This is a genomic window from Miltoncostaea oceani (assembly GCF_018141545.1).
GTDB lineage: Bacteria > Actinomycetota > Thermoleophilia > Miltoncostaeales > Miltoncostaeaceae > Miltoncostaea > Miltoncostaea oceani.
Map to the genome: position 1 here is coordinate 2,211,487 of NZ_CP064356.1, position 22,768 is coordinate 2,234,254.

The window sequence follows — 22,768 nt, forward strand, 5'->3', positions numbered from 1 at the left end:
GGCTCCGGCTCACCGCCCACCGGCGACGGCGAGCACCCCGTCGCGGCTCGTCACGGTCACGTCGCCCGCGCGATCGGTGCGCCAGGTGGTCGCCCCGGCCGCCGCGAGGGCCGCGAGGGTGGGCGCCCGGGGGTGGCCGAAGGCGTTGCCCTCCCCCGACGACACGACCGCGACCCGTGGCCGGAGCCGCGCGAGGACGGGGCCGATGCCCGGGTCCTCGGAGCCGTGGTGGGACACCTTCAGCACGTCGACCGTTCCCGTGGGGAGCGTCGCGAGGGCGTCCGATTCGGCGTCGGCGGTGAGCAGCGCCGCCAGGTCGGCGGCGTCGGCCCGCACGACGAGGCTGTACGGGTTCGGGTCGGCGCCCGCCGGCCGGGGGCCCGCGGGCGACAGCACGTGGAGCCGCCACTCCCCGACCCGCACCACGTCCCCCGCCGCCACCTCGCGCACCCCCACCCCGCCCGCCGCGGCCGCGTCGAGCACCCGCCGTGCCGGTGGCGCCCAGCCGTCGCGGGGCGCCGGGGGGGTCAGCACCACCCCCACCTCCAGCCGCCCGAGCACGTCGGTGCCGCCGCCGACGTGGTCGAGGGAGTCGTGGGTGAGCACGAGGGCGTCGAGGCGCCGCACCCCCAGGTGGCGGAGGCGCCCGGCGACCGGCGCGGGCGCGCCCGGGGGCCCGGCGTCCAGCAACGCCGCCGCCCCGTCGGGGCTGCGCAGCAGGATGGCGTCGCCCTGCCCGATGTCGAGCGCCGTCAGGGCGGGACGCGGCGGCCACGGCGGGGGCGGCCCGGGCCGGGTGAGCGCCCACCCGCCCGCCACGACGCAGGCGGCGGCGACGACCAGGGGGCGCCACGCCGCGCGCAGGCCGTCCACCCCCGCCCCACCGGGGCGCAGGAGGCGCGCCAGGGCGACCGCGCCACCGCGAGCAGCGCGAGGGGCGCCGCCGCGGCGGCGGGCAGGTCGACGGCCGCGCCGGGCACCGCGGCACCGGCCCGGGCGATCGCGAGGAGGAGCCAGGTTCCGGCCCCGGCGACGGCCGCGAGGGCGACGCCGGCGACCGGCAGCACGGCGCCCACGGCGAGGCCGGCGAGGGCGATCACCACGATCGGCGCCGCGAGCGGGACGGCGACGACGTTGACGAGCAGGCCGGCGAGCGAGAGGCGGCCGAAGTGGGCGACGACGACGGGCGCGGTGGCGAGGCTCGCCGCCCCGGCCATCGCCGCGAGGTCCGCGACGCGGCCGGGGATCCACCCGCGCAGCCACCCGGCGAGGGGCGGGGCGATCAGGAACAGCCCGGCGACGGCGGCGAACGAGAGCTGCAGTCCGGGGTCGGCGATCGCCCGCGGCTGATGGGCGAGCAGCAGCGCGAGCCCGGCGAGCAGCAGGTGCCAGCGCTCACGCGGCGCGGAGCGCAGCTCGGCGGCGAGGCCGAGCGCCCCCACGATCCCCGCCCGGCCGACCGACGCGCCGCCGTCGCAGGCGAGGCAGTAGGCGAGCATCACGACCGCCGCGCCCGCGACCGCCGGGCGGCGGGCGACCCCGAGTGCGCCGAGCATTGCGAGGGTCGCGACCGCGACGACGGCCACGTTCTGGCCGGAGACGGCCAGCAGGTGCCAGATCCCCGCGTCGCGGAAGGCGTCGGCGGCGCCCTCCGACAGCCCCGACCCCCCGCCGAGCGCCATGCCGCGCACGAGCGCCGCGACGTCGCCCGAGAGGCCGGCGGCGGTCTCCCGGCCCGCCCAGGCCCGCCACCGGTCGCGCACGCCGGCGATGCCGCCCCGCCGCCCGTCGCGGACGGGCGTCGCGATGCGCAGGCGCGCCGCGATCCCCTGGCGACCGAGCCACCGGCGCCACCACCCGGGCGACGTCGACGTGGAGGCGGGCCGCAGCCGTCCGCCCGCGACGCGCAGGCGGGTGCCGACCGCCGGCGGGTCGGCCGCGGGCAGGTCGAGCAGCAGGCGGGTCCCCGGTGGGATCGCGCCGCCCCGGGGCACGGTGAGCCGGTCGACGACGCCACGGGCGCGGAGGTCGTCGCGGGCCCCGGCGACCGGTGGCGTGTCGACGACGACGGTCCCGCTCACCCTCACCGGGAGGTCGAGAGCCGGCGGTGCCGTGCGGTCGATGCGCACCGCCCCCCAGGCGGCGCCGGCGAGGAGCGCGGCGACGGCGACGAGCGCCACGCCGGCGCCGGCCCTCCCCGTGGCGGCGCACCCGGCGGCGGCGAGGCACGCGGCGGCGCAGAGCAGGGCGGCGGGCCCTGGGGGCGAGCCGACCGCGAGGGGCGTGACGAGCCCCGCGCAGGCCGCCGCGATCACGAGGTGGGGCGCGAGGCGCAGCCGCAACGGGGCGGGGGGATGGGCGGCCGGGGCCATCCTCCGAGGCTAGGACCGCCCGGCCGACGTGTTCCGCCCCCTCCGTGACGATCCACGGCCGCGGGCGTGACGACGGCCGTGACGTGACGGGGGGCGCGTCCCACGCCCCCTCATGGAGACGCCGTCGCCCCGTCGGGCGCCCGACCCGGCCTGTCGACGGCGGCGGCCGCCCCGTGGGGCGGCCGCCGGCACTACCACTCGAAGCCCACCCCCGGGTCGGGGGTGTGGTGTCTACGCCTCGGTGAGGGGTTCACCGGCCCCCGGGTAGGGGAGGCGCTTGTGCTTGGGCTTGTCGGGGGCGTTCGCCAACTCCGATTCGCGGGCGAGCTCGGCGGCCTTCGCGTCGCGTTCGGCGAAGACCTCCGCCTCATCACGGCCCTCCAGCAACGCGATGAACTCGGTCCGCTCGATCGTCTCGCGGCGCAGGAGGATCTGGCTGAGGTTCTCGAGGTCCTCACGGTGCTCGGTGAGGATGTCACGGGCCCGCTGGTGGGCCTCCTCGATGATCCTGCGGATCTCCGAATCGATCGTCCGGGCGAGGTCATCCGAGTAGTCGGGTTCCGAATGCATGTCGCGGCCGAGGAACGGCGCCCCATGGTTGTGGCCCAACACACGCGGCCCCAACTTGTCGGACATCCCGAACCGCATCGTCATCTGCTTGGCGGTGCTCGTCACCTTCTCGAGGTCGTTCGCGGCGCCCGTCGTGATCTCACTGAACACCAACTCCTCCGCCGCCCGGCCCCCCAAGGTCATCGCCATCTGATCCTCGAGCTGGGCCCTGGTGGTGAGGAACTTGTCCTCCACCGGCATCGAGATCGTGTACCCCAACGCCTGGCCGCGGGACACCACCGAGATCTTGTGGACGGGGTCGGCATCCGGGAGGAAATGCCCGACCAGGGCATGCCCCATCTCGTGGTAGGCGGTCACCACCCGCTCCTTTTCGGAGAGGAGGCGGGACTTCTTCTCGGGACCCGCGATGACACGCATGATCCCCTCCTCCAACTCGGCCTGCTCGATCAACCGCTTGCCCTTACGGGCTGCGAGCAACGCCGCCTCGTTCACGAGGTTCGCGAGATCCGCACCCGTGAACCCCGGCGTCTGACCCGCAAGGGTCATCAAGTCGATGGCCTTGGCGATCGGCTTGCCCTTGGTGTGGACCCGCAGGATCTGGGCGCGGCCATCCCGGTCGGGGCGGTCCACCACGATCTGCCGGTCAAAGCGGCCGGGCCGAAGCAACGCCGGGTCGAGGATGTCGGGTCGGTTGGTGGCGGCGATCAAGATGATGTTGTCCTTCGCCTCGAAACCATCCATCTCCACAAGGAGCTGGTTCAAGGTCTGCTCACGCTCGTCATGGCCACCACCGAGCCCCGCGCCACGGTGCCGGCCGACCGCGTCGATCTCATCCATGAAGATGATGCAGGGACTGGACTGCTTGGCCTGCTCGAACAGGTCCCGGACACGGCTGGCGCCGACACCGACGAACATCTCCACGAAATCCGACCCGGAGATCGAGAAGAACGGGACACCCGCCTCACCCGCCACGGCACGCGCCAGGAGGGTCTTCCCCGTCCCCGGGGGACCAAAGAGGAGGACGCCCTTGGGGATGCGGGCCCCCAAGGCCTGGAACTTCTTCGGGTTCTCGAGGAACTCCTTGATCTCATGGAGCTCCTCCACCGCCTCATCCGCCCCCGCCACATCCTTGAAAGTGATCTTCGGGGCGTCCACCGCCATCCGCTTCGCCCGGGACTTCCCGAACGACATCACCTTCGACCCACCACCCTGCATCCGGTTCATCAGATAGATCCAGAACCCGATGAACAAAATGAAGGGCGCCAACCAGATCAGACTCGACCACCACGGCGACGACGGGATCCCCTTCACCTCGAACGGGACCTTCGCCGCCTCCAACTGGTTCACCAAGGTGTTCGAATAATCCTCGGGGTAGCCGGTGGTGAACTTCGTCTCATCCTTCAAGACGACATCCACCTCCTTCGACTCCACCTTGATCGTCGCCCGCTCCACCCGACCATCACCGATATCCGTCACGAACTGATCGAAGGTCGGCGCCGGAGACGACGGCTCCGACGACACCACCAACCGCTGCGCCACGAACACCAACAAGATCACGATCAAAATCGGGAACGCCGCGCTCTTGAGGAACTTTCTCAACTGGCCCCCGCCCTGGTGTGGGACCGTTCCCTCCCGGCCCGTGATCCGAGGATAGGGCAGTCCGACGGGGGACCGCCCCCGCCCCGGCACGGACCGCGACCGGCCCTCCCCTCCTCCGCGGCGCCGGGGCCGGCCCCGTCACGGGACGACGTGGGGGCGTAGGGACTCGAGGCGGCCGGGGCCGATGCCCGGCACCTCGAGGAGCTGGTCGACCGCCGCGAAGCCCCCGTGGGCGTCGCGCCACTCGACGATGCGGGCGGCGAGCGTCGGGCCGATGCCGTCGAGCGCGTCGAGGTCGCCGGCGGTGGCCGAGGAGAGGCTGATCGGCCCGGCGGCCGCGCCCGGCTCCGCCCCGGCGGCGGTGGCCGCACCCGGGGCGACCCGGCGGGGCACGCGCACCTGCTGACCGTCGACGAGGGTCGCGGCGAGGTTGAGGCCGGACATGTCGGCGCGGCGGGTCGGACCGCCGGCGCGGCGGACGGCCTCGATGACCCGGGCGCCCGGGCCGATCGGGTAGACCCCCGGTCGGCGGACCTCGCCCGCCACGTGCACCAGCGCCTCGGGGGCCGCGCCCGGATCGGCGGGCGCGACGACCGCGGCGGGCGCGGTCGCCCCCGCGACCACCCCGGGCTGCCCTCCGTCGCCCGGCCCGGGGGCGAGGCGCCAGGCCACCAGCGCGAGCGCGAGGGCGGCGGCGAGGTAGGCCCAGCCGGAGCGGCGCAGCCAGGGGAGCAGTCGATCCATGCACCGAGGCTAGGCGGCCGCGGCGCGCGGGAGACCCCCGCGGAGTGCCGTGTGCCGCGCGCCCGTGTGCCGGGCGCGGCGACTACTTCACGACGAGGTTCACCAGCCGGCCGGGGACGACGATCTCGCGCACCACCGTCCTGCCCTCGATCGCCGACGCGACCCGGGGGAGCTCCCGCGCGAGCGCCAGCACGTCGGCGTCGGCGGATCCCGCGGCCACTTCGACGCGGTCGCGCAGCTTGCCGTTGACCTGGACCACGATCGTGACGGTGTCGCGCTCGAGGAACGCCGGGTCGGCCTTCGGCCACGGCTCGCGCCAGAGGCCGTCGCCGCCGCCGAGCGCCTCCCACAGCTCACTGGACACGTGCGGCGCGAACGGGAACAGCAGCGACACCGCCGTCTGCGCGGCGTGCCGCAGGGCGACCCGGGCCTGCTCGCCCACCAAGAGCCCCTCGGCGACCTGCTTGGTCGCGAGGTTCACCAGCTCCTGCACCGCCGAGATCGCGGTGTGGAACGAGAAGCGCTCCGAGATGTCACCGGTGACCTTGACCACCGTCGCCTCGGCCTTGCGGACCAGCTCCAGCGCGGCGGGCTCGCCCTCGAGCGCCGCGACCGTCGGGCGGGACACCCGCTCGCCGGGCTCCAGGCCGCCCACGAGGCGCCACAGCCGGTCGATGAAGCGACGCTGGCCCTCGACGCCGCGGTCGCTCCACTCGATGTCGTCGGCCGCGGGGCCCATGAAGAGGACGTAGAGGCGCAGGGTGTCGGCGCCGAAGCGGCCCACGATCTCGTCGGGGGCGACGACGTTGCCCTTGCTCTTGCTCATCTTCGCGCCGTCGCGGTAGATCATCCCCTGCGTGAACAGCCGCGCGAACGGCTCCCGCACGCCCACCAGGCCCGCGTCGTGCAGTACCTTCGTGAAGAACCGCGCGTAGAGCAGGTGCAGGACGGCGTGCTCGACCCCGCCGATGTACTGGTCGACCGGGAGCCAGTAGTCGAGCACCTCGCGCTCGAACGGGTTCGACGAGAGATGCGGGGCGGTGTAGCGCAGGAAGTACCAGGACGAGTCGACGAACGTGTCCATCGTGTCCGTCTCGCGCCGGCCGGGGCCGCCGCACGACGGGCACGCGACGTTCACGAAGTCCTCGTCGGACGCCAGCGGGCTGCTGCCACGGGGGGCGTAGTCGTCGACCGCGGGCAGGAGGACGGGGAGCTGGTCGTCGGGGACGGGCACGACGCCGCACTCCGGGCAGTGGATCACGGGGATCGGCGCGCCCCAGTACCGCTGTCGGGAGATCAGCCAGTCGCGCAGCCGGTAGCCGACGGTCGCCTCGCCCAGGCCGTTCTCGGCCAGCCAGGAGGCCATCGCCGCCTTCGCGTCGTCCACGGTCATGCCGTCCAGGAACCCGGATCCGACGAGCCGCCCGGGGCCGGTGTAGGCCTCCTCCAACGGTGCCGACGCGTCATCGCCCTCGGGGGCGATGACCCGGCGCACCGGCAGCCCGTGGGCCCGGGCGAACGCGAAGTCGCGCTCGTCGTGGGCGGGGACGGCCATGATCGCGCCGGTGCCGTAGTCCATCAGGACGTAGTCGGCGACCCACACCGGGATCGACTCGCCCGTCGCGGGGTTGACGACCGTGCGGCCGGTGTCGACGCCGGTCTTCGGCCGGTCGGCGTCGCCCCGGTCGGCGGCGGACGCCCGCGCGGCCGCGGCGACGTAGTGGCGCACCTCCTCCTCGCGGGGGGTGCCGGCGACGAGGCGCCCGACGGCGGGGTGCTCGGGGGCGAGGATGAAGAACGTCGCGCCGAACAGCGTGTCGGGGCGCGTCGTGAAGACCGGGATCTCCTCGCCGTCGCCGTTGAGGCGGAAGACCACCCGGGCGCCCTCGGAGCGGCCGATCCAGTTGCGCTGCATCGTCAGCACGCGCTCGGGCCAGTCGACCAGCTCGGACATGTCGTCGAGCAGCGCCTGCGCGTAGTCGGTGATGCGCAGGAACCACTGGGTGAGCTGCCGCAGCTCGACCTCGTGCCCGCACCGCTCGCAGTGGCCGTCCACGACCTGCTCGTTGGCGAGCACCGTCTGGTCGTTGGGGCACCAGTTCACCGCGGCCTCGCGGCGCTCCGCCAACCCGCGCTCCAGGAACCGCAGGAACAGCCACTGGGTCCAGCGGTAGTACTCGGGGTCGCTGGTGGCGATCTCGGTGTGCCAGTCGATGGCGAACCCGAGGCCCTTCAGCTGCTCCCGGATCCGGGCGATGTTCCGGGCCGTGACCTCCGCCGGCGGCTCCCCGGTGCGGATCGCGGCGTTCTCCGCCGGGAGGCCGAACGCGTCGTACCCCATCGGGTGGAAGACCTCGGCCCCGGTGCGGCGGCGGTAGTGCGCCACCACGTCGCCCATCGTGTAGTTCTTGACGTGCCCCATGTGGATCTCCCCCGACGGGTAGGGGAGCATCTCGAGGACGTAGGCCTTCGGCCGGTCCGGCGCCGGGGGCGTCCCGCCGTCCTGCGACACGGGGCTCGCCCGGAACGCGTCGTCGCGTTCCCAGGCCGCCTGCCATTTGGACTCGACGGGCGCGGGGTCGTACCGTTCCGGCAGGATTCGCGCGGGCGCCGACATCGGCGCGAGTATCGCATACGCTCAAGGGGTCCCATGACCACCACCCGCCCACCGGTGCTGATCCACGAGGCCGACGTCGCCGAGCACTTCGCGGGCATCATCGGGCTCTACCAGGCCCACGGGTGGACCCACGCGAGCGACCCGGCACGGCTGCGGATCGCCATCGAGCACTCGTCGTTCGCGGTGGTCGCGCTGGAGGGCACGCGGGTCGTCGGCTTCGCCCGGGCGATGTCCGACGAGGCCTTCGCCGTCTACATCGCCGACATCCTGGTGGCGCCCGACCGTCAGCGGCAGGGCATCGGCCGCACCCTCGCCGAGGCGATCCTCCACCACTACCCGATGGACCGGTTCCACCACCAGGTGCTCGTCGCCGAGCGCGGCGCCGAGGGCTTCTACCGGCGCCTCGGCATGGTCCCCGTGACGTCCTTCGGGTTGACCGCCTTCATCCGCTCCGGGCGGTAGCGCCCCGCGGCCGCCGGGCGACGGGCCCGGCGGCTAGCTGCGGACGAAGCGGCGCGCGGGGGCGTTCTCCTCGTCGATCTCCTCGTCCTCCATGCCGCCGCCGACCTGGTCGGCCAGGTCGAGGGCGAGCAGGCGCGAGAGGCGCTCCTCCACCTTGAGGAAGCGGTCGACGGACGGCAGGTCGCCGTTGGTCGCCGGCGTGTAGAGGGTCCGCCAGAGCTCCATCAGCGCCTCGACGTGGACCATCCGCCGGTCGGCGGCGAGCGTGCTGGCGCCGTCACGCGCCTCGCGGCTCACCATCTTGCGCGCCTGGCTGCGGGTCACCCCGAGGCGACCGGCGATCGAGTCGAGCGACTCCCCCGCCCGGCTCATCTGGATGGCCATCTTGCGCTGCCGGGCCGCATGCATGCGACGGCTCTCGGCTTCGTTGACCTCGGACATCCACGCCTCCGCTCGGATCTCGATGACGGGCGACTCCTATCACCGTCCGCCGCCCGTCGGGAAGCGGTTCCTCGCATTTCGCAAGAAGGGGACCGGCTGTCGAAAATGTTTCACAAAGCCCGTCGGCCGCACACCACCCGATCAGGGGGTCCCGCCCCCGACCCCCTCCGCCCACGTCGCCCCGAACGACTCCTCGTGGACGAGCGTCCGCCACGGGCGGCGGGCCTCCGCGAGCGCCGACCGGAGCCCGACGGGGAACGCGACGGGGTGCCCGAGGGGCGTCAGGTCGTGGACCCCGGCCGCCTCCGGACGGGTCGGGCGACCGCGCCGAGAGTGTGAAGTTTTCGCGAGGACCGGGCATCGGCCGCCCCCGTTCCGTCAGCGTGGGCCCCACGCACCGCTCGCCGGCGCCGCCCGAGGCGGCCCGGTGCGGCACCGGACGGCGTCTCGCGCCGGACGGGTGCGACGTGGCGACGGGCCCCCTCGAGGCGTCCGGTCGTCCTCCTGTTGGCCCGCGCGACGAGATCGCGTCGTTACATCTTGGCCCCGTGTCGAGCGGAGTCCGTGTAGCGAATTACATGACATGTCATTTCCTGTGAAGTCGACGTGCCGAAGTTGCTGAATGTTGTGTTCGCGACCGTTGATGCACGGGTCGCCGACACCCGCTTTCGGGCCGGGATCGGCCTGGGAATCGGCATCCCCCGCGGTCGGGGGGGCATGCGTGCCGGAACCTCGACCTTCGAGGGGTAGGAGCGTTTCGGAGGCCGACCTAGCGTGAATAACGGGTTGCGAAATCGACCGATCCGGAAATGACCTGATGTTCCATCGTGGAGGCCATTTCGATGAGACGGACGCAGGACGGAGCGCGCCGCCGCTCACCCCGTAGGACCCCCGCCACCGGTGGGGCACACGCATGACCGGGCACCACCCCGGCGGCGACGCCGGCACCCGTGGCGCGACGGGCACCCGGGAGGTGTCGCTGTCGTTCGTGATGCCGGTCTACAACGAGGCCCGCACCGTCGTCGAGGCGGTGCGCCAGGTGCTCTCCGTCGCGTACCCCGTGCCGGTCGAGCTGATCGTCGTGGACGACGGGAGCACCGACACCACCCTGCTCGAGCTCGCCGTGATCGACGACCCGCGGGTGCGGGTCCACCGCCACCCCGTGAACCTGGGCAAGGGCGCCGCCGTGCGCTCCGGCGTCCACATGGCGACGGGCACCCACGTGCTCCCGTTCGACGCCGACCTCGAGTACTCGCCCGACGACGTCCCCCGCCTGCTCGCCCCCGTCGTCGCGGGCCGCTGCGACGTGGTCTACGGCACCCGCCTCTTCGGCGTGAACACCGTCTACCAGTCGTACCGGTACGCGATGGGGAACCGGGTGACCACCCTCGTCGCGAACGTCCTCTTCGACTCGTACCTGAGCGACCTCCACTCGTGCCTGAAGCTCGTGCCGCGCGACCTGTTCAGCAGCCTGCGCCTCACCGAGACGGGCTTCGGCCTCGACACCGAGATCACGGCGTCCCTGCTGCGGCGCGGCATCCGCCCGTTCGAGGTGCCGATCAGCTACCACAGCCGCACCCACGCCGAGGGCAAGAAGATCTCCTGGAGGGACGGGGTCTCCTGCCTCCAGATCCTCGGCCGCGTGCGCTTCGCCCGCAGCCGCCGGACCCCCGACGGCGGCCGGCCGGTGGCCGTCCGCGTCGCGGCCCACGCGCACCCCGCCTCTGTCACCGACGGCGACGTGGGCGTCTCGCGGCTCCGCTGAGTCCCGCCACCCCACCCCGGTGGACGGCGGCCCCCGTCGTCGCCGTCGCCGTCCTGGCGCTCGCGGGCCTCGGGGTCGCGCAGACCGGCGCCGGCCGCGACGTGCTCGCCGACCTGGGCGTCGCCGCCCCGGTCGAGCCGTACACGGAGATCGCGTTCGCGACCCCCGACGCGCTCCCCACGTCCGACGGCGTGCTGCGCGTCCCGTTCACCGTCCGCAACGGCGAGGGCGCCGCGCGGACCTACGCCTGGACCGCGACGACCCGCCCCTCGGACGGCGCGGCCACGACCGTCGCCACGGGGCGCCTCTCCCTCGCCGACGGCGCGAGCGCCACCGTCCGCGCGCGCATCCCCGTCACCTGCGCCGGGAGCCGCACGCGGGTCGACATCTCCCTCGGCGGCGCCCACCGCACCATCGGCTTCTGGCTCGCCTGCGACGGGGGCACCCCGTGAGCGGCCGGCGCCCCGTCATCGCCCTCGTGAGCGACTCGATCCTGCCGTTCCACCGGGGTGGCAAGGAGCTGCGCTACCACGAGGTCGCGCGTCGCCTGGCGCGGACCGCCGACGTCCACGTCTACACGATGCGCTGGTGGGACGCTCCCGGGCCGCGCGTCGTCGACGGCGTCGCGTACCACGCGCTCTGCCGGCGCCTGCCCCTCTACGACGGCGAGCGGCGCTCGACGCGCCAGGCCGTCGTCTTCGCCCTCGCCTGCCTGCGGCTGCTGACCCGCCGCTTCGACGTCATCGAGGCCGACCACATGCCCTACCTCCAGCTGTTCACGCTGCGCCTCGTCGCCACGCTCCGGCGGCGGCGCCTCGTCGCGACCTGGCACGAGGTGTGGGGCCCCGCGTACTGGCGCCGGTACATGGGCCGCCCCGGCCGGCTCGCGTGGTGGATCGAGCGGGCCGCGATGCGGCTGCCCGACGAGATCATCGCCGCTTCCGAGGAGACGGGCCGCCGCCTGCGCGCCCACCTCGGCGACGACGCCCGCGTCGTCGTCGCGCCGAACGGCGTCGACCTCGACACCGTCCGGGCGGCCGTCGCGGGCGACGCGCCGACCGACCTGGTCGTCGTGGGGCGCCTGCTTTCGCACAAGCGCGTCGACATGCTGCTCGACGCCGTCGCGCTGCTGCACGCCGACGGGGTCCCCGTCACCTGCCGGGTCATCGGCGACGGCCCCGAGCGGGCCGCCCTGCACGCCCGGGCCGACGCCCTCGGGATCGCGGACGCCGTCGACTTCCGCCACGACGTGGACGACGCCGCCGACCTCTACGCGCTGGTGAAGGCCGCCCGCGTGTTCGCCTTCCCCTCCGAGCGGGAGGGCTTCGGCGTCGCCGCGCTCGAGGCCCTCGCCTGCGGCGTCCCGGTCGTCACGACGTCGGCGCCCGACAACCTCGCCGCCGCGCTCGTGCGCGACTCCGGCGCGGGGGTCGTCTGCGACCCGGACGCGCCGGCGCTCGCCGGGGCCGTCCGCGACCTGCTCGCCCGCGACGAGGCGCCGGTCCCCGACGACGCGTGGCTCCGCGGCCACGACTGGGACGCGGTGTCGGACCGCGTCATGACGGCGGTGCGCGCATGAGCCGCGCGCCGGAGCCGACGACGGGAGGACCGACCGTGTCCCGCACCCCCGAGATGTCCGTGATTATCTGCTCGCGCAACGGCGGCGACGGCATCGGCCGCGCCCTCGCGACGATCGCCGCGCAGACCGTCGCGTCCCGCCTCGAGGTGGTCGTCGTCGACGACGGCTCGACCGACGACACGGCCGCGGTGGCCGCCGCCCACGGCGCGCGGGTGATCCGCCACGCCACGAACCGCGGCCTCGCCGCGGCGCGCAACTCCGGCGTCCGCGCGTCGACCGCGCCGATCGTCGCCTTCATCGACGACGACTGCGAGGCCGACACCCAGTGGGCCGAGCGGCTACTCGACGCCCACGGCGAGGGCGTCGACGGCGTCGGCGGCAGCGTCACGCCCGGCCCGGGCGACGACTTCACGCGCGCCTACCTGCGCCGGCACAACCCGCTGGAGCCCCTGGAGATCGAGCTCGCGCGGAGCGCCGCCCTCTCCTACCGCCTGCGGCTGTACCTGACCCGTCAGTGGGTGCGTCGCCGCCTGCCGGAGCGGCGCGAGATCTTCAGCCCCGTCGGGGCGAGCATGTCGTTCCGCCGTGACGCGATCGAGCGGGCGGGGCTCTTCGACGAGCGCTTCGCGTTCGGCGCCGAGGAGACCGAGCTCTGCCACCGGATGCGCATGCAGCGGCCCGACGTGCGCTTCGTGCTCGACGCCCGGGCCCGGGTCGTCCACCACTTCCGCCCCTCGATGCGCGACACGCTCCGGCGCAGCCGCTCCTACGGGCGCGGCACCGCACGGTTCAGCCGCCGCTGGCCGTCGGTGAACCCGACGATCTACCCGGTCCCCGTGCTCGTCGCGGCGCTGGCCGCCGTCGCCGTCCGCCGTCCGCGCCTCGCCCCGCTCGCGCTCGCCGCCCCCGCCCTCGCGTTCCCGTCCGGGATCGCGAGCGCGATCCGCGCGGGCCGGCCCGCCCTGGTGCTCGACGCGTACGTCCAGCTGGTGCAGGAACTGTGCGCCAACGTCGGCGTCGTCGAGGGGCTCTGGCAGCACCGCGACCTGGAGCCCGCCGACGAGACCGCGACGACGGGTGCCCGGGCGCCCGCCGTGGAGGCGACGGCGTGACGACGACCCGCATCCCCCCGCCGCCGCGCGCGCCGGCCGGCATCGTCCCGTACCCCGGCGCGCCGCCGCTCGCCCCGCCCCCGCCGCCCGCGCCGGCCGCCGTGCGGTCCGGCGGCCGTGCCCGGGCGCTGGCGGCCCCCGCCGCCGGGCTCGTCGCGATCGCCGCGCTCGTGCCGGCACGCGAGCTGTGGCCCGCCCAGCTCCTGCTGCTCGGCCTGCTGCTCGTCGTCCCCGGCGTGGTCCTGCTGCGCGCCATCGGGGTGCCGCGGCGGGCCGTCGCGGCGACACCCGTCTACGTTCCCGCCGCGTCCCTCGCCGTGCTCATGGGGGCGGGCGCCGCGGTGAACTTCGCCGGACCCGCGCTCGGGGCCGGCACCCCGCTGCGCACGCTCCCCGTGCTGATCGCCGTCGAGGTCGTCGGCGTCCTTCTGCTGCTCGCGTCCGCCCTCCACACGCCCGCCCCCTCCACCGGGCCGTCGCGGATGCCGCTGCCGCGCGCCGGGGACCTGGTGCCGCTGCTGCTGCCGCTCGCCGCGGCGGCGGGCGCCGCCCGCCTCACCAACGGCGACGGGGCGGCGGTCGCCATCGTCGCCGTCGCGGCAGCCGTCGTCGTGTTGCTCGCCGCGGTCGTCGCCGCCCCGCGGCTCGACACCCGCCGCCTGGCGTTCATCGTCTTCTCGGTCGGGCTCGCCCTCGCCTGGTCGTTCTCGCTGCGCAGCGGGACCGTCTTCGGGTTCGACATCTCCGGTGAGCTCCCGATCGCCGACCTCACGGCCGAGACCGGCTCCTGGTCGCTCGCGCACCCCGGCGACGCGTACGGCGCGATGCTCAGCCTCACGATCCTGCCGGCGGTCCTGCAGGCCCTCACGGGGATCTCGACCCTCGTCCTCCTGAAGGCCGTCTACCCCGTGGTCTTCGCCCTCTTCCCCGTCGCCGTGTTCCTGCTGGCCCGGCGGCACCTGCCCGCGCGCTTCGCGCTCGCGGCGGCGGCGTTCGTGATCGTCCAGGCGAACTTCGCCCAGCAGCTCCCCGCCGTCGCCCGCCAGGAGATCGGCCTCGTCGTGTTCGCCGTGCTCGTCGCGGCGGCCGTCGACCGGCGGCTCCCCCGCGGACCGCGGGCGGCCCTCGTGGCCGTGCTGGGGCTGACCCTCGTCGTCTCCCACTACTCGACGACCTACCTCGCGATCATCCTGCTCGCCGCCGCGGTCGTGCTGCAGCTGCTCGTCGGCGCCGTGCGGCGTCCCCGGATGGCGGGCGGCGTCGTCGCCGCGCTGCTGGTGACCGCCGCCGGCGCGGCCCTCTGGTACGGGCCGCTGATGACCGACTCGGCCGGGAACGTCACCCGCTTCACCGACAGCGTCCGCGCCGACGGCCTGCAGCTCCTCCCGAATCGCGGGGAGGGCGAGGGCATCCTCCAGTCCTACCTCACGGGCAACGTCCCGACGTCCGCGACGCCCGCCGAGTACGAGCGCATCGCCCGGGACGACTACGCGAAGAACCGCCCGTTCGTCGTCCCCCTCCCCGACGCCGGGGACCCCCGGTACGCGCTGCAGGAGGCGACGGCCGCCCAGGGGCCCGAGCGCTCCCCCGCGGCCCGCACGGCGCTCGACCGGGCGCAGCTCGTGGTGCTGCAGCTCGCCAACGTCCTCGCCGTCCTCGGGGCCCTCGCCCTGGCGGTCCGCCGCCGCACCCCGCCGGCGCTGCGCGCCGTCGCGCTGCTCGGCCTCGGCGTCGTCGCGGCCCTCGCGCTCGTGCGGCTCAGCGGGACCGTCTCGGAGAGCTACAACCAGGACCGGGCCCTGATCCAGGCGCTCGTGCCGCTCTCCCTCGGTCTCGCGTGGACGGCCCACTGGGCGTGGCGGCGGACCGGTCGCCTCGGACCCGTCGTCGTCGGCGCCGTGACGCTCGCCCTCGGCGTGGTCGCGGTGAGCACGTCCGGCCTCGCCGGCGTCGTGCTCGACCGCCCGACCTTCAACCTCGCCGACCACGGCGAGGACGTTGAGCGCTACTACGTCAGCGGACCCGAGCTCGCCTCGGCCCAGTGGCTGCGCGCCGCCCGCTACCGCGGCGGCCCGGTCTACACCGACCGCTACGGCCAGCTCCGGCTGATCTCGGAGCGCGTGCCGACCGACGGCCTGTTCCTCGACATCACGCCCGCGACGCTCGACCAGCACGCGTGGATCTACGCGACGTCCGTCAACACCGTCGAGGGCCGCGCCCGCGCCGCGAACGGCAACCGCTTCACGACCTACCGGTTCCCGGACCGGTTCATCGGCGACCACTGGAACACGGTCTACGCCAACGGATCCTCGGAGGTGTTCCACCGATGAGCACGACCGCCGCACCACCGACCGTCTCGTTCGTCGTGATCGCCTACAACGAGGAGGCGAACATCGCCGACTGCCTGGAGTCGCTGCGCGCCCAGGCGGCCGGCTGCGACGCCGAGTTCATCGTCGTCGACGACGCATCGACGGACGCCACCCGCGCGGTCGCGCGGGACTTCGCCGGCCGCGAGCCGCGGGCCCGCCTCGTGGAGATGCCCGTCAACGGGGGCCGCGGCGCCGCACGGCGGGCGGGCGTGGAGGCCTCCCGCGGCGACTACGTGGCGTTCGTCGACGCCGACATCGTGCTGCCGCCCCACTGGCTCGGGACCACGCTCGCCTGCCTCGGCGACGGGGCCGACGCGTGCGGCGGCGTCGCGGTCCCCGACGGCGACGTCACGTACCTGTCGAACCGGTTCCGCCTGCGCCCGCGCCCCGTCGCCCCGACGGCGGCCGTCACGGGCAACAACGGCCTGTTCCGCCGGTCGGTCTTCGAGCGCGTCCAGTTCGCCGCCCGCAAGCGGAGCGGCGAGGACGTCGACATCGTGCACCGCATGGGGGCCGCGGGGATGCGCGCGACGACCCTGCCGGACCTGCTCGTGGACCACCGGGAGGCGAAGGGGTTCGTCCGCTCGGTGCGGTGGCTGTTCGAGAGCGGCGTCGGCGCGAGCGCGCAACTGCGGGAGCAGCGGCGCCTGCGGACACCCGACGTGGCCTTCGCCGGCGCCGTCGCGGCGGTGCTCGCCGCGGCCGGGCTCGCCGTCACCGGCCGGGTCCCGGCGCGCACCGCGCCGGTCCTGCCGCTCGCCTACGTCGCCGTCACCGCGGGGGCCCACCTGTGGACCCGGTTCGACGTGCGCGCCACGCCGGCCCGCAGCGCCGCGGCGTGGGCCTGCAACGGCGCCCTGATCGCCGGCTACTACGCGGGCCGCCTGCGCGGGCTCGCCGGGACGGGGGGTGGGCGGTGATCTCGATCGTCGTCATCAGCAAGGACGAGCGCGGCCTCGACGCGACCCTCGGCGCGGTGCAGGAGCAGGCCGCCGCCCTGGGACGTCCCGCCGAGACCGTCGTCGTCGACGCCTCCGAGGGGCGGCTCGACGACATCCGCGATCGCCACCCCGCCGTGAGGTGGATCGCGTTCACCCGCCCGGCGGGGGTGGCCGTCTCGATCCCGCACCAGCGCAACGCGGGCGTCGCCGCGGCCCGGGGCGACGTGATCGTGTTCACCGACGCCGGCTGCGACCCCGCCGACGGCTGGCTCGCCGCCCTCGTCGCCCCCCTCGACGCGGGCGAGTCGGTCGCCGCCGGGGTCGCCCTGACCGCCGACGGCCGTGGCATCTACGACCGTCACGTGCGCGAGGGCGCCACGGAGGAGTACCTGCCGGAGTGCCCCACGATCACGATGGCGTTCACGCGCGCCGCCTTCGACGCGGTCGGCGGCTTCGACGAGGCGTTCCAGTACGGCTCCGACATCGACTTCTCGTGGCGGCTCGTGGACGCCGGGTACCGCATCCGCGCGGTACCGGGGGCCGTCGTCAGCCACGACTGGGGGGACGTGTCGCGCCAGGTGCGCCGCGGATACCGCTACGGCCGGGCGCGGGCGCGTCTGTACCGCAAGCACCGGTCGCGCCTGGCGGGCGCGCTGCGCAGCGACCCCATGGTGCTCGTGTACCCGGTGTTCCTGCTGGGCCTCCCCCTCACCCTGAGGTACCGCCTCTACCCCGCCCTGCTGCTGATCCCGGCGTGGCGCAACCGCGCCGACGGGCCCGTCCGGGTCCTCGCCGACCACCTGGCATTCGGTGCCGGCGTCCTCCGGGAGGTCGTGCGCCGGTGAGGATCCTCGCGCTGCCACGGAACGCGAACCCCTATCAGGAGGCCCTGTACGGGGAGATCCGCCGTCTAGGGATACCCGTGGCGTACCTGGGGGAACTGACGCGCTCACGCACCCTCAACGTGCTGCTCCTGCCCCTCGAGATGGCGGTGCGCCGCGCGTTCGGCTGGCGCGTCGTGCACCTCCATTGGGTCTTCGAGTTCGCCCTCCCCGGGGCGGGGCGCGCGCCTGTCATGCGCAGGGTCGCCCAGGCGTTCTTCGGGCTCTGGCTGCGCCTGCCGCGCGCCTTCGGCATGACCCTTGTCTGGACGGCGCACAACGCGCTACCCCACGACCGCATCTTCCACGACGACGTCGCCGCGCGGCGCGCGCTGGTCGGGGCTTCCGACCTCGTCATCGCGCACTCCACGGCGACCCTCGAGGCTCTCGAGGAGATCGGCATCCGTCCCGACAGAGCGATCGTGGTGCCCGTCGGACGGTCGGCGTCGGACGCGGCGCCCGCGCCGCGCACTGCTGACGGCACGACTCGACTGCTCTTCTTCGGTCGGGTCGCCCCGTACAAGGGCGTCGAGGACCTCCTGACGGCACTGGACGGGGTCCCGGACGACACGCGCGTGGCGGTGGACGTCGTGGGCGCCTGCGATGACCCGACCCTCCGACGGACCCTGACCGAACGCGCATCCCGGGCTCGCCATCCCGTGAAGCTGTCGCTCGGGCACGTGCCGGACGGGGACCTCGCCGGCCTTCTCGCCGACACGGATGCCGTCGTACTCCCCTTCCGCCGCGTGACCACGAGCAGCAGCGCGATCCACGCCCTGGACCACGGGCGCCCGGTGATCGTCCCGGACCTCCCCGCCCTGCGCGAACTGCCGTCCGACGCGACCATCCGCTACGACGGGACCCCGCAGGCCCTCGCGACGACCATCAGGGACGTCGCCGCCATGGACGACGACGACCGGCAGCGCAGGTGTGCCGCCGCCCGCGCGTACACTCCGCCGTCCTGGGCCGAGATCGCCGAGCAGACGATCGACGGCATGCGACGCGCCATGGACGCGCGATGAGGGGCCTCCGGGGTCGCGTCGCCGGTCACTCGATCGTCCGGCGCATCACCGAGGACGCCCTCTACCGCGGCTCGACGCTCCTCCTCCTCAACACCGCGCTGCTGTCGGGCTTCGGCTTCGCCTTCTGGGCCGTCGCCGCACGGCTCTATCCGACGGATGCCGTGGGCGCCTTCGCGGGCATCACCGCCGGGGTCGGGTTGCTCGGCGCGGTGGGGGCCCTCGGTCTGCCGAACACGCTGATGCGCCATCTCGCGCTCGCGCCGAGCGCCCGGCAACTCGCCACGGTCGCCGTCGTCGCGTCGACCACCGCGGGCGGCGCCCTCTGCCTGATCGTCGTGCTGTTCCTCGGCGGTCACCTGCCTGGCGAGCTGGACCTGGCGCAGGCGGACCATCGCATCCTGGTCGCGGTCCTCGCGATGCTGGCAGCGGTCGGTGCCGTCATCGACGGAGGGCTGATCGCGCTGCGGTCCACGCGACAGATCCTCACCAAGAACCTCGCGGGGAGCATCGCCAAGCTCGGCGTCCTCGGGGCGCTCGCGGCGAGCGGTGTGCTCGGGATGGTGGGGCTGGTCACCGCCTACGGGATCGGGGCCGGACTGGCCGCGTTCCTCGGCGGCGTCGCGCTGTTCCGCCGTGTGCGCTCGGGCGGCGGGATCGCGCCCCCGCGACGCGACCTCCGACGGTATCTGTCCTTCTCGGGGAGCAGCTACCTCGGCACCGTCGTCGGCATCCTGCCCGCCACCATCGTGCCCCTCATGGTCCTGACCCTCCTGGGGCCCGAGGAAACCGCGTACTTCACGATCGCGTTCATGCTCGCCAGCTTCCTCAACTTCGTCCCCTCGACGACCGCGCAGGTCCTGATGGCCGAGGTGAGCCGCGGCGACCGGGCGCTGCGGGTCGTCGTGTCGAAGGCCGTCCGGCACGTCTACTCGCTGCTGCTCCCCGCGGTCCTGATCCTCGTCCTGGGCGCGCCGTTCGTGCTGAGGATCTTCGGCCCCGGATACGCGGACGGGGCGACGACGTGCCTGCAGCTCCTCGGCCTCGGAGCCCTCGCGACGGGGTGCACGTACCTGATCGACGCCATCCTCGCGGCGCGGGACCGCATGGGCGCGTACATCGCGATGAACGTGGCCAACGCGCTCCTCGTGCTCGGGCTCGTCGGCCTCGCGCTGCCCCACGGGCTCGCCGCCGCCGGCGCGGCGTGGGTGGTCGCCCAGGCCGCTTCGGTCGCGCTCGGGCTCGTGGCGCTGCGCGTCACGGGCGTCTGGCGGTCCCCGGGCTCTCGGGCGTCGCTCGCTCTGGCGGGCGCCGCGGCGGAGGCGGAGTCCTACGGGCCGGGGCGGGGATGACGGCAGAACCCCGCGTACCGCGCCCCTCGCCCACGGCGCCCGACACGCTCGCCGTGGTGATGGCGACCTACGACGGCGGCCGCTGGATCGGGGAGCAGCTCGCGAGCATCGCCGCGCAGACGCGGCCGCCCGACCTGCTGGTCGTCTCCGACGACGGATCGACCGACGACACCGTCGACGTCGTCGCGCGGTTCGCCCGCACGGCGCCGTTCCCGGTGCGCCTCGTCGACGGTCCGCGCACCGGCCTCGCCGACAACTTCTGGAGCGCCGCCGCGCGCGCCGGCGGGTGCGAGCTGATCGCCTGGGCCGACCAGGACGACGTCTGGGAGCCGGCGAAGCTCGCGCGGTGCGAGGAGGCCCTCCGGCGCAGCGGGGCGGCGTTCGCGTGCCACTCGGCGGTGGTCGTCGACGACGCCCTCCGGCCGACCGGGCGCCGCTTCCCCGACCACCGGCGCGACGTCGTCCTCGGACCGCTCGAGGGCGACCCGTGGGACGTCCCCTCCGGCTTCGCGTCCGTCTTCCGGCGGGAGCTCCTCGACGGGATCCGCTGGGGGGACCGGCCGACCTCCCACCAGACCGGCCGGCCCGTCAACCACGACCACGCCGTCTCCCTCCGCGCGTTCGCGGGGGCGTCGCGGGTCGCGGTCGCCGACCCCCTCGCCCGGTACCGCCAGCACGGCGGCAACGCGGCGGGCGCCCCGACCGTCCACGGCGCCGCGTCGGTGCGCGCGGCGATGGCCGTCGGCGGGGCCCAGTTCCGCCGCCTCGCCGTCATCGCCCGCGGGTACGGCGACCACGTCGCCGGCCTCGACGGCGTCGCGCCCGGCGCCGCGGACTACTTCACGCGCCTCGCCGGGCGCTGCGACCTGCGGGCCGCGTCGTACGAGCCCCGCCGCGCGACGCGACGGGTGCGACGCCTGGCGGGTGGCCTGCGCGCCGGCGTGTACGCCCCCCGGACGCGGGGCGGCTTCGGGCCCCTGGCGCTCGCGAAGGACGCCGTCGACGTGGGCGTCCGGGGGCTCTCACGGTCGGAGCCGGCCCCCACCTGACGACGGTCCCGGGGGGATCAGGCCCCGGTGGAGGCCGCGCCCGCGCGGCGCACCGCGGCGTACGCGAGGTGGAGCCCCACCCCGACGACGAGGGTGAAGCCGACGGCGATCGCGAGGCTCCGCGGCTCGCTGAGGTGGCCGGCGAGCTCGGTGACCATCCCGGCGGGGTCGCCGAGCACGTCCCAGCTGTTCCAGCGCAGCACCCGCCCCAGGTAGATCCCGACCGCGGACAGCCAGACGCAGAGCGGCAGCACCAGCCGCACCGACCGGCCCCCGAGGCGCAGCCGGACGGCCTCCTGCACCGCCGAGACCGCGACGACGAAGAGCAGGAGCCCCGTCACGGCGAACGACACCAGCACGGCGAGGAGCAGGGTGCCGGACCCGCCGTAGCCGTCGTCGAGGTGGATCAGGTCGGTGACCATGTACGGGGCGTTCGGCAGGAAGAGCAGCCACGCGACCCCGGCGACGGCCAGCACCGCGGCGGGCGCGCGGCCGCGCGCGCCGCGCAGGATCACCCAGGCGAGACCGACCGGTATCGCGGCGAGGAACAGGTTCCAGGCCATCCAGATCAGCGACGAGCCGGGGTCGTCCCACAACCACGCGCCAAGGAGGCCGAGCGACACCGCCGACGCCGTGAGCGCCGCCGGGACCGGTCGCCGGAGTCTGCGGATGCGGTCCGTCATCCGGTCATGCAAGCACAGGGCGCCGGGGACGGGCGACCCGCCGGGCTCAGGAGCGCCGGGCGCTCGGCAGGCCGCGGGCGGCGTCGGAGGCCGCCGCCCGCCCGAAGTGGCGGGCGTAGGTGGAGAGGCCCCTCCGGTTCTTCTGGATCTCGAGGCAGCCGACGAGCTGGTCGTTGTTGAAGTACGACTGGTAGGCGACGCGGTTGTTGCGCACCAGGGCGGCGATGGCGGCGACGAAGACGGGGTTGTCGCCCCCGCCCTTGTGGCGCGCCGAGATGAGGCCCCACTCCGGCAGGCTGATCGGCTTCCCGTGCCGCCGCGCGAACGCCAGGATCTCGGAGAGGCCGCCGGGCTGGGAGATGATCGCGTTCCACCGCGCCGGACCCGGGGCCGGCAGCGGCGGGCCGGCGGAGTCGTAGACGTCGATGCCGATCACGTCGACCACGCGGTCACCGGGGTAGATCTTCTCCAGCGGGATGTCCCGGTAGGCGGAGTTGAGGTTCCAGTCGAGCGTGAAGCGGGCGCCCGGGACCGACGTGAGGACGCGCGCGAACCGCGCCCAGTACGCCCTCCAGTGGGCGAAGTCGGCGTCGGTGCGTCCCACGTGGTCCGCGTTCCAGTCGCCGTTGGCCTCGTAGCCCAGGCGGATGACGGACCGGCCGAGCCCGGCGCGGACGAGGTTGCGGCCGAGGGCGCGGATGTGGCGGTCGTAGGCGCCCGACGCGCCGCGGCGGCGCCAGTCGGCCGGCATCCCCTGCGTCGGGATCATCGACTGGCCGATCACCATGCGGCGGGCCTGCGGGTCGGCCCGCACCCACGCCGCCCAGCCGTAGTCGGGGTCGGGGTGGTCGAGGAACCACGGGTCGGTCCAGTCCTCCCACGTCGCCACGTTGTTGTAGATCGACGCGCACCGGAAGGGCACGCCGATGCGGCGGCCGATGGCCCGCATCTCGCGCATGCTGTTGTGGCTGTAGATGCAGGCGGTCTTCGCGTCGCCCGTGGCGGGGGCGGGTGCGGGGCCGGGCTTCACGGCGCGGGCGACCGACGCCGCGGGGGCGGCCTCCGCCGCGCCGGGCTCCGTCGCCACGACCGCCGCGGTCGCCGTCGCCGCGAGGCATGCGGTCGCCACGACGATCCATGCGGACGCGCGGCGGAGCGTTGCCCGGGGGGCGAGCGGCACCGGTGGGGACCTCCGTGTCGGATGGCGGGCGCA

General features: G+C 74.8%; 19 protein-coding genes. 11 read left to right on the forward strand and 8 right to left on the reverse strand.

Features of this window, described 5'->3' with window-relative positions; translation table 11 throughout:
- Positions 1–9: 9 nt before the first annotated feature.
- From IU369_RS23310 to leuS, 5 genes are all read right to left on the reverse strand, one after another.
- Entirely contained in the window at positions 10–864 is an 855-nt protein-coding gene (locus IU369_RS23310; protein WP_246551498.1) for a ComEC/Rec2 family competence protein, read from the reverse strand.
- Complete coding sequence (locus IU369_RS11320; protein WP_217921090.1) at positions 753–2,372, reverse strand: ComEC/Rec2 family competence protein; 1,620 nt, start codon at positions 2,370–2,372, stop codon at positions 753–755. The genes IU369_RS23310 and IU369_RS11320 overlap by 112 nt, the downstream gene beginning before the upstream one ends.
- Before the next feature lie 231 nt (positions 2,373–2,603).
- The gene (gene ftsH, locus IU369_RS11325) at positions 2,604–4,541 is read right to left on the reverse strand and encodes an ATP-dependent zinc metalloprotease FtsH (protein WP_217921091.1); all 1,938 of its coding nucleotides are present in this window, start codon (positions 4,539–4,541) and stop codon (positions 2,604–2,606) included.
- A gap of 138 nt (positions 4,542–4,679) precedes the next feature.
- Complete coding sequence (locus IU369_RS11330; protein ID WP_217921092.1) at positions 4,680–5,285, reverse strand: ComEA family DNA-binding protein; 606 nt, start codon at positions 5,283–5,285, stop codon at positions 4,680–4,682.
- 82 nt (positions 5,286–5,367) lie between these two features.
- Positions 5,368–7,902: a leucine--tRNA ligase gene (gene leuS, locus IU369_RS11335; RefSeq protein ID WP_217921093.1), complete on the reverse strand. Its 2,535-nt coding sequence runs from the start codon at positions 7,900–7,902 to the stop codon at positions 5,368–5,370.
- A gap of 33 nt (positions 7,903–7,935) precedes the next feature.
- Between leuS and IU369_RS11340 the strand changes: the two genes are divergently transcribed.
- On the forward strand, positions 7,936–8,364 hold the full coding sequence (locus IU369_RS11340) for a GNAT family N-acetyltransferase (protein ID WP_217921094.1): 429 nt from the start codon (positions 7,936–7,938) through the stop codon (positions 8,362–8,364).
- A gap of 33 nt (positions 8,365–8,397) precedes the next feature.
- Here IU369_RS11340 and IU369_RS11345 read toward each other — a convergent pair whose 3' ends face one another.
- On the reverse strand, positions 8,398–8,805 hold the full coding sequence (locus IU369_RS11345; RefSeq protein ID WP_217921095.1) for a helix-turn-helix domain-containing protein: 408 nt from the start codon (positions 8,803–8,805) through the stop codon (positions 8,398–8,400).
- 973 nt (positions 8,806–9,778) lie between these two features.
- Here IU369_RS11345 and IU369_RS11350 point away from each other — a divergent pair.
- The 10 genes from IU369_RS11350 to IU369_RS11395 all read left to right on the forward strand — a co-directional run bounded on the left by IU369_RS11350 (position 9,779) and on the right by IU369_RS11395 (position 20,872).
- Positions 9,779–10,570: a glycosyltransferase family 2 protein gene (locus IU369_RS11350; RefSeq protein WP_343233238.1), complete on the forward strand. Its 792-nt coding sequence runs from the start codon at positions 9,779–9,781 to the stop codon at positions 10,568–10,570.
- 101 nt (positions 10,571–10,671) lie between these two features.
- Positions 10,672–11,022 carry a hypothetical protein gene (locus IU369_RS11355; RefSeq protein WP_217921097.1) on the forward strand — a complete coding sequence of 117 codons (351 nt, stop codon included), beginning with the start codon at positions 10,672–10,674 and terminating at the stop codon, positions 11,020–11,022.
- Positions 11,019–12,149, forward strand: coding sequence for a glycosyltransferase family 4 protein (locus tag IU369_RS11360; protein WP_217921098.1), 1,131 nt, complete (start codon positions 11,019–11,021; stop codon positions 12,147–12,149). The genes IU369_RS11355 and IU369_RS11360 overlap by 4 nt, the downstream gene beginning before the upstream one ends.
- Before the next feature lie 35 nt (positions 12,150–12,184).
- Positions 12,185–13,261: a glycosyltransferase family 2 protein gene (locus tag IU369_RS11365; RefSeq protein WP_217921099.1), complete on the forward strand. Its 1,077-nt coding sequence runs from the start codon at positions 12,185–12,187 to the stop codon at positions 13,259–13,261.
- Complete coding sequence (locus IU369_RS11370; protein WP_217921100.1) at positions 13,258–15,591, forward strand: hypothetical protein; 2,334 nt, start codon at positions 13,258–13,260, stop codon at positions 15,589–15,591. The genes IU369_RS11365 and IU369_RS11370 overlap by 4 nt, the downstream gene beginning before the upstream one ends.
- Positions 15,588–16,550, forward strand: coding sequence for a glycosyltransferase family 2 protein (locus IU369_RS11375; RefSeq protein ID WP_217921101.1), 963 nt, complete (start codon positions 15,588–15,590; stop codon positions 16,548–16,550). The genes IU369_RS11370 and IU369_RS11375 overlap by 4 nt, the downstream gene beginning before the upstream one ends.
- The gene (locus IU369_RS11380) at positions 16,547–17,416 is read left to right on the forward strand and encodes a glycosyltransferase family 2 protein (protein WP_217921102.1); all 870 of its coding nucleotides are present in this window, start codon (positions 16,547–16,549) and stop codon (positions 17,414–17,416) included. The genes IU369_RS11375 and IU369_RS11380 overlap by 4 nt, the downstream gene beginning before the upstream one ends.
- Positions 17,413–18,474: a glycosyltransferase family 4 protein gene (locus tag IU369_RS11385; RefSeq protein ID WP_217921103.1), complete on the forward strand. Its 1,062-nt coding sequence runs from the start codon at positions 17,413–17,415 to the stop codon at positions 18,472–18,474. Before IU369_RS11380 ends, IU369_RS11385 begins: the two co-directional genes overlap by 4 nt.
- The gene (locus tag IU369_RS11390) at positions 18,471–19,823 is read left to right on the forward strand and encodes an oligosaccharide flippase family protein (RefSeq protein WP_217921104.1); all 1,353 of its coding nucleotides are present in this window, start codon (positions 18,471–18,473) and stop codon (positions 19,821–19,823) included. The genes IU369_RS11385 and IU369_RS11390 overlap by 4 nt, the downstream gene beginning before the upstream one ends.
- On the forward strand, positions 19,820–20,872 hold the full coding sequence (locus IU369_RS11395) for a glycosyltransferase (protein ID WP_281426178.1): 1,053 nt from the start codon (positions 19,820–19,822) through the stop codon (positions 20,870–20,872). The genes IU369_RS11390 and IU369_RS11395 overlap by 4 nt, the downstream gene beginning before the upstream one ends.
- Before the next feature lie 17 nt (positions 20,873–20,889).
- On the opposite strand, the gene IU369_RS11400 is transcribed toward IU369_RS11395, so the two are convergent.
- Entirely contained in the window at positions 20,890–21,555 is a 666-nt protein-coding gene (locus IU369_RS11400) for a DUF1361 domain-containing protein (protein WP_217921106.1), read from the reverse strand.
- Positions 21,556–21,601: 46 nt separating this feature from the next.
- Complete coding sequence (locus IU369_RS11405; protein WP_217921107.1) at positions 21,602–22,735, reverse strand: glycoside hydrolase family 26 protein; 1,134 nt, start codon at positions 22,733–22,735, stop codon at positions 21,602–21,604.
- Positions 22,736–22,768 lie beyond the last annotated feature (33 nt).

Coding starts and splice junctions, on each gene's coding strand:
- IU369_RS11400 (WP_217921106.1), bottom strand. CDS start 21,555: ATGACGGACCGCATCCGCAGACTCCGGCGACCGGTCCCGGCGGCGCTC.
- IU369_RS11330 (WP_217921092.1), bottom strand. CDS start 5,285: ATGGATCGACTGCTCCCCTGGCTGCGCCGCTCCGGCTGGGCCTACCTC.
- IU369_RS11320 (WP_217921090.1), bottom strand. CDS start 2,372: ATGGCCCCGGCCGCCCATCCCCCCGCCCCGTTGCGGCTGCGCCTCGCG.
- IU369_RS11395 (WP_281426178.1), top strand. CDS start 19,820: ATGACGGCAGAACCCCGCGTACCGCGCCCCTCGCCCACGGCGCCCGAC.
- IU369_RS11375 (WP_217921101.1), top strand. CDS start 15,588: ATGAGCACGACCGCCGCACCACCGACCGTCTCGTTCGTCGTGATCGCC.
- IU369_RS11345 (WP_217921095.1), bottom strand. CDS start 8,805: ATGTCCGAGGTCAACGAAGCCGAGAGCCGTCGCATGCATGCGGCCCGG.
- IU369_RS11340 (WP_217921094.1), top strand. CDS start 7,936: ATGACCACCACCCGCCCACCGGTGCTGATCCACGAGGCCGACGTCGCC.
- IU369_RS11390 (WP_217921104.1), top strand. CDS start 18,471: ATGAGGGGCCTCCGGGGTCGCGTCGCCGGTCACTCGATCGTCCGGCGC.
- leuS (WP_217921093.1), bottom strand. CDS start 7,902: ATGTCGGCGCCCGCGCGAATCCTGCCGGAACGGTACGACCCCGCGCCC.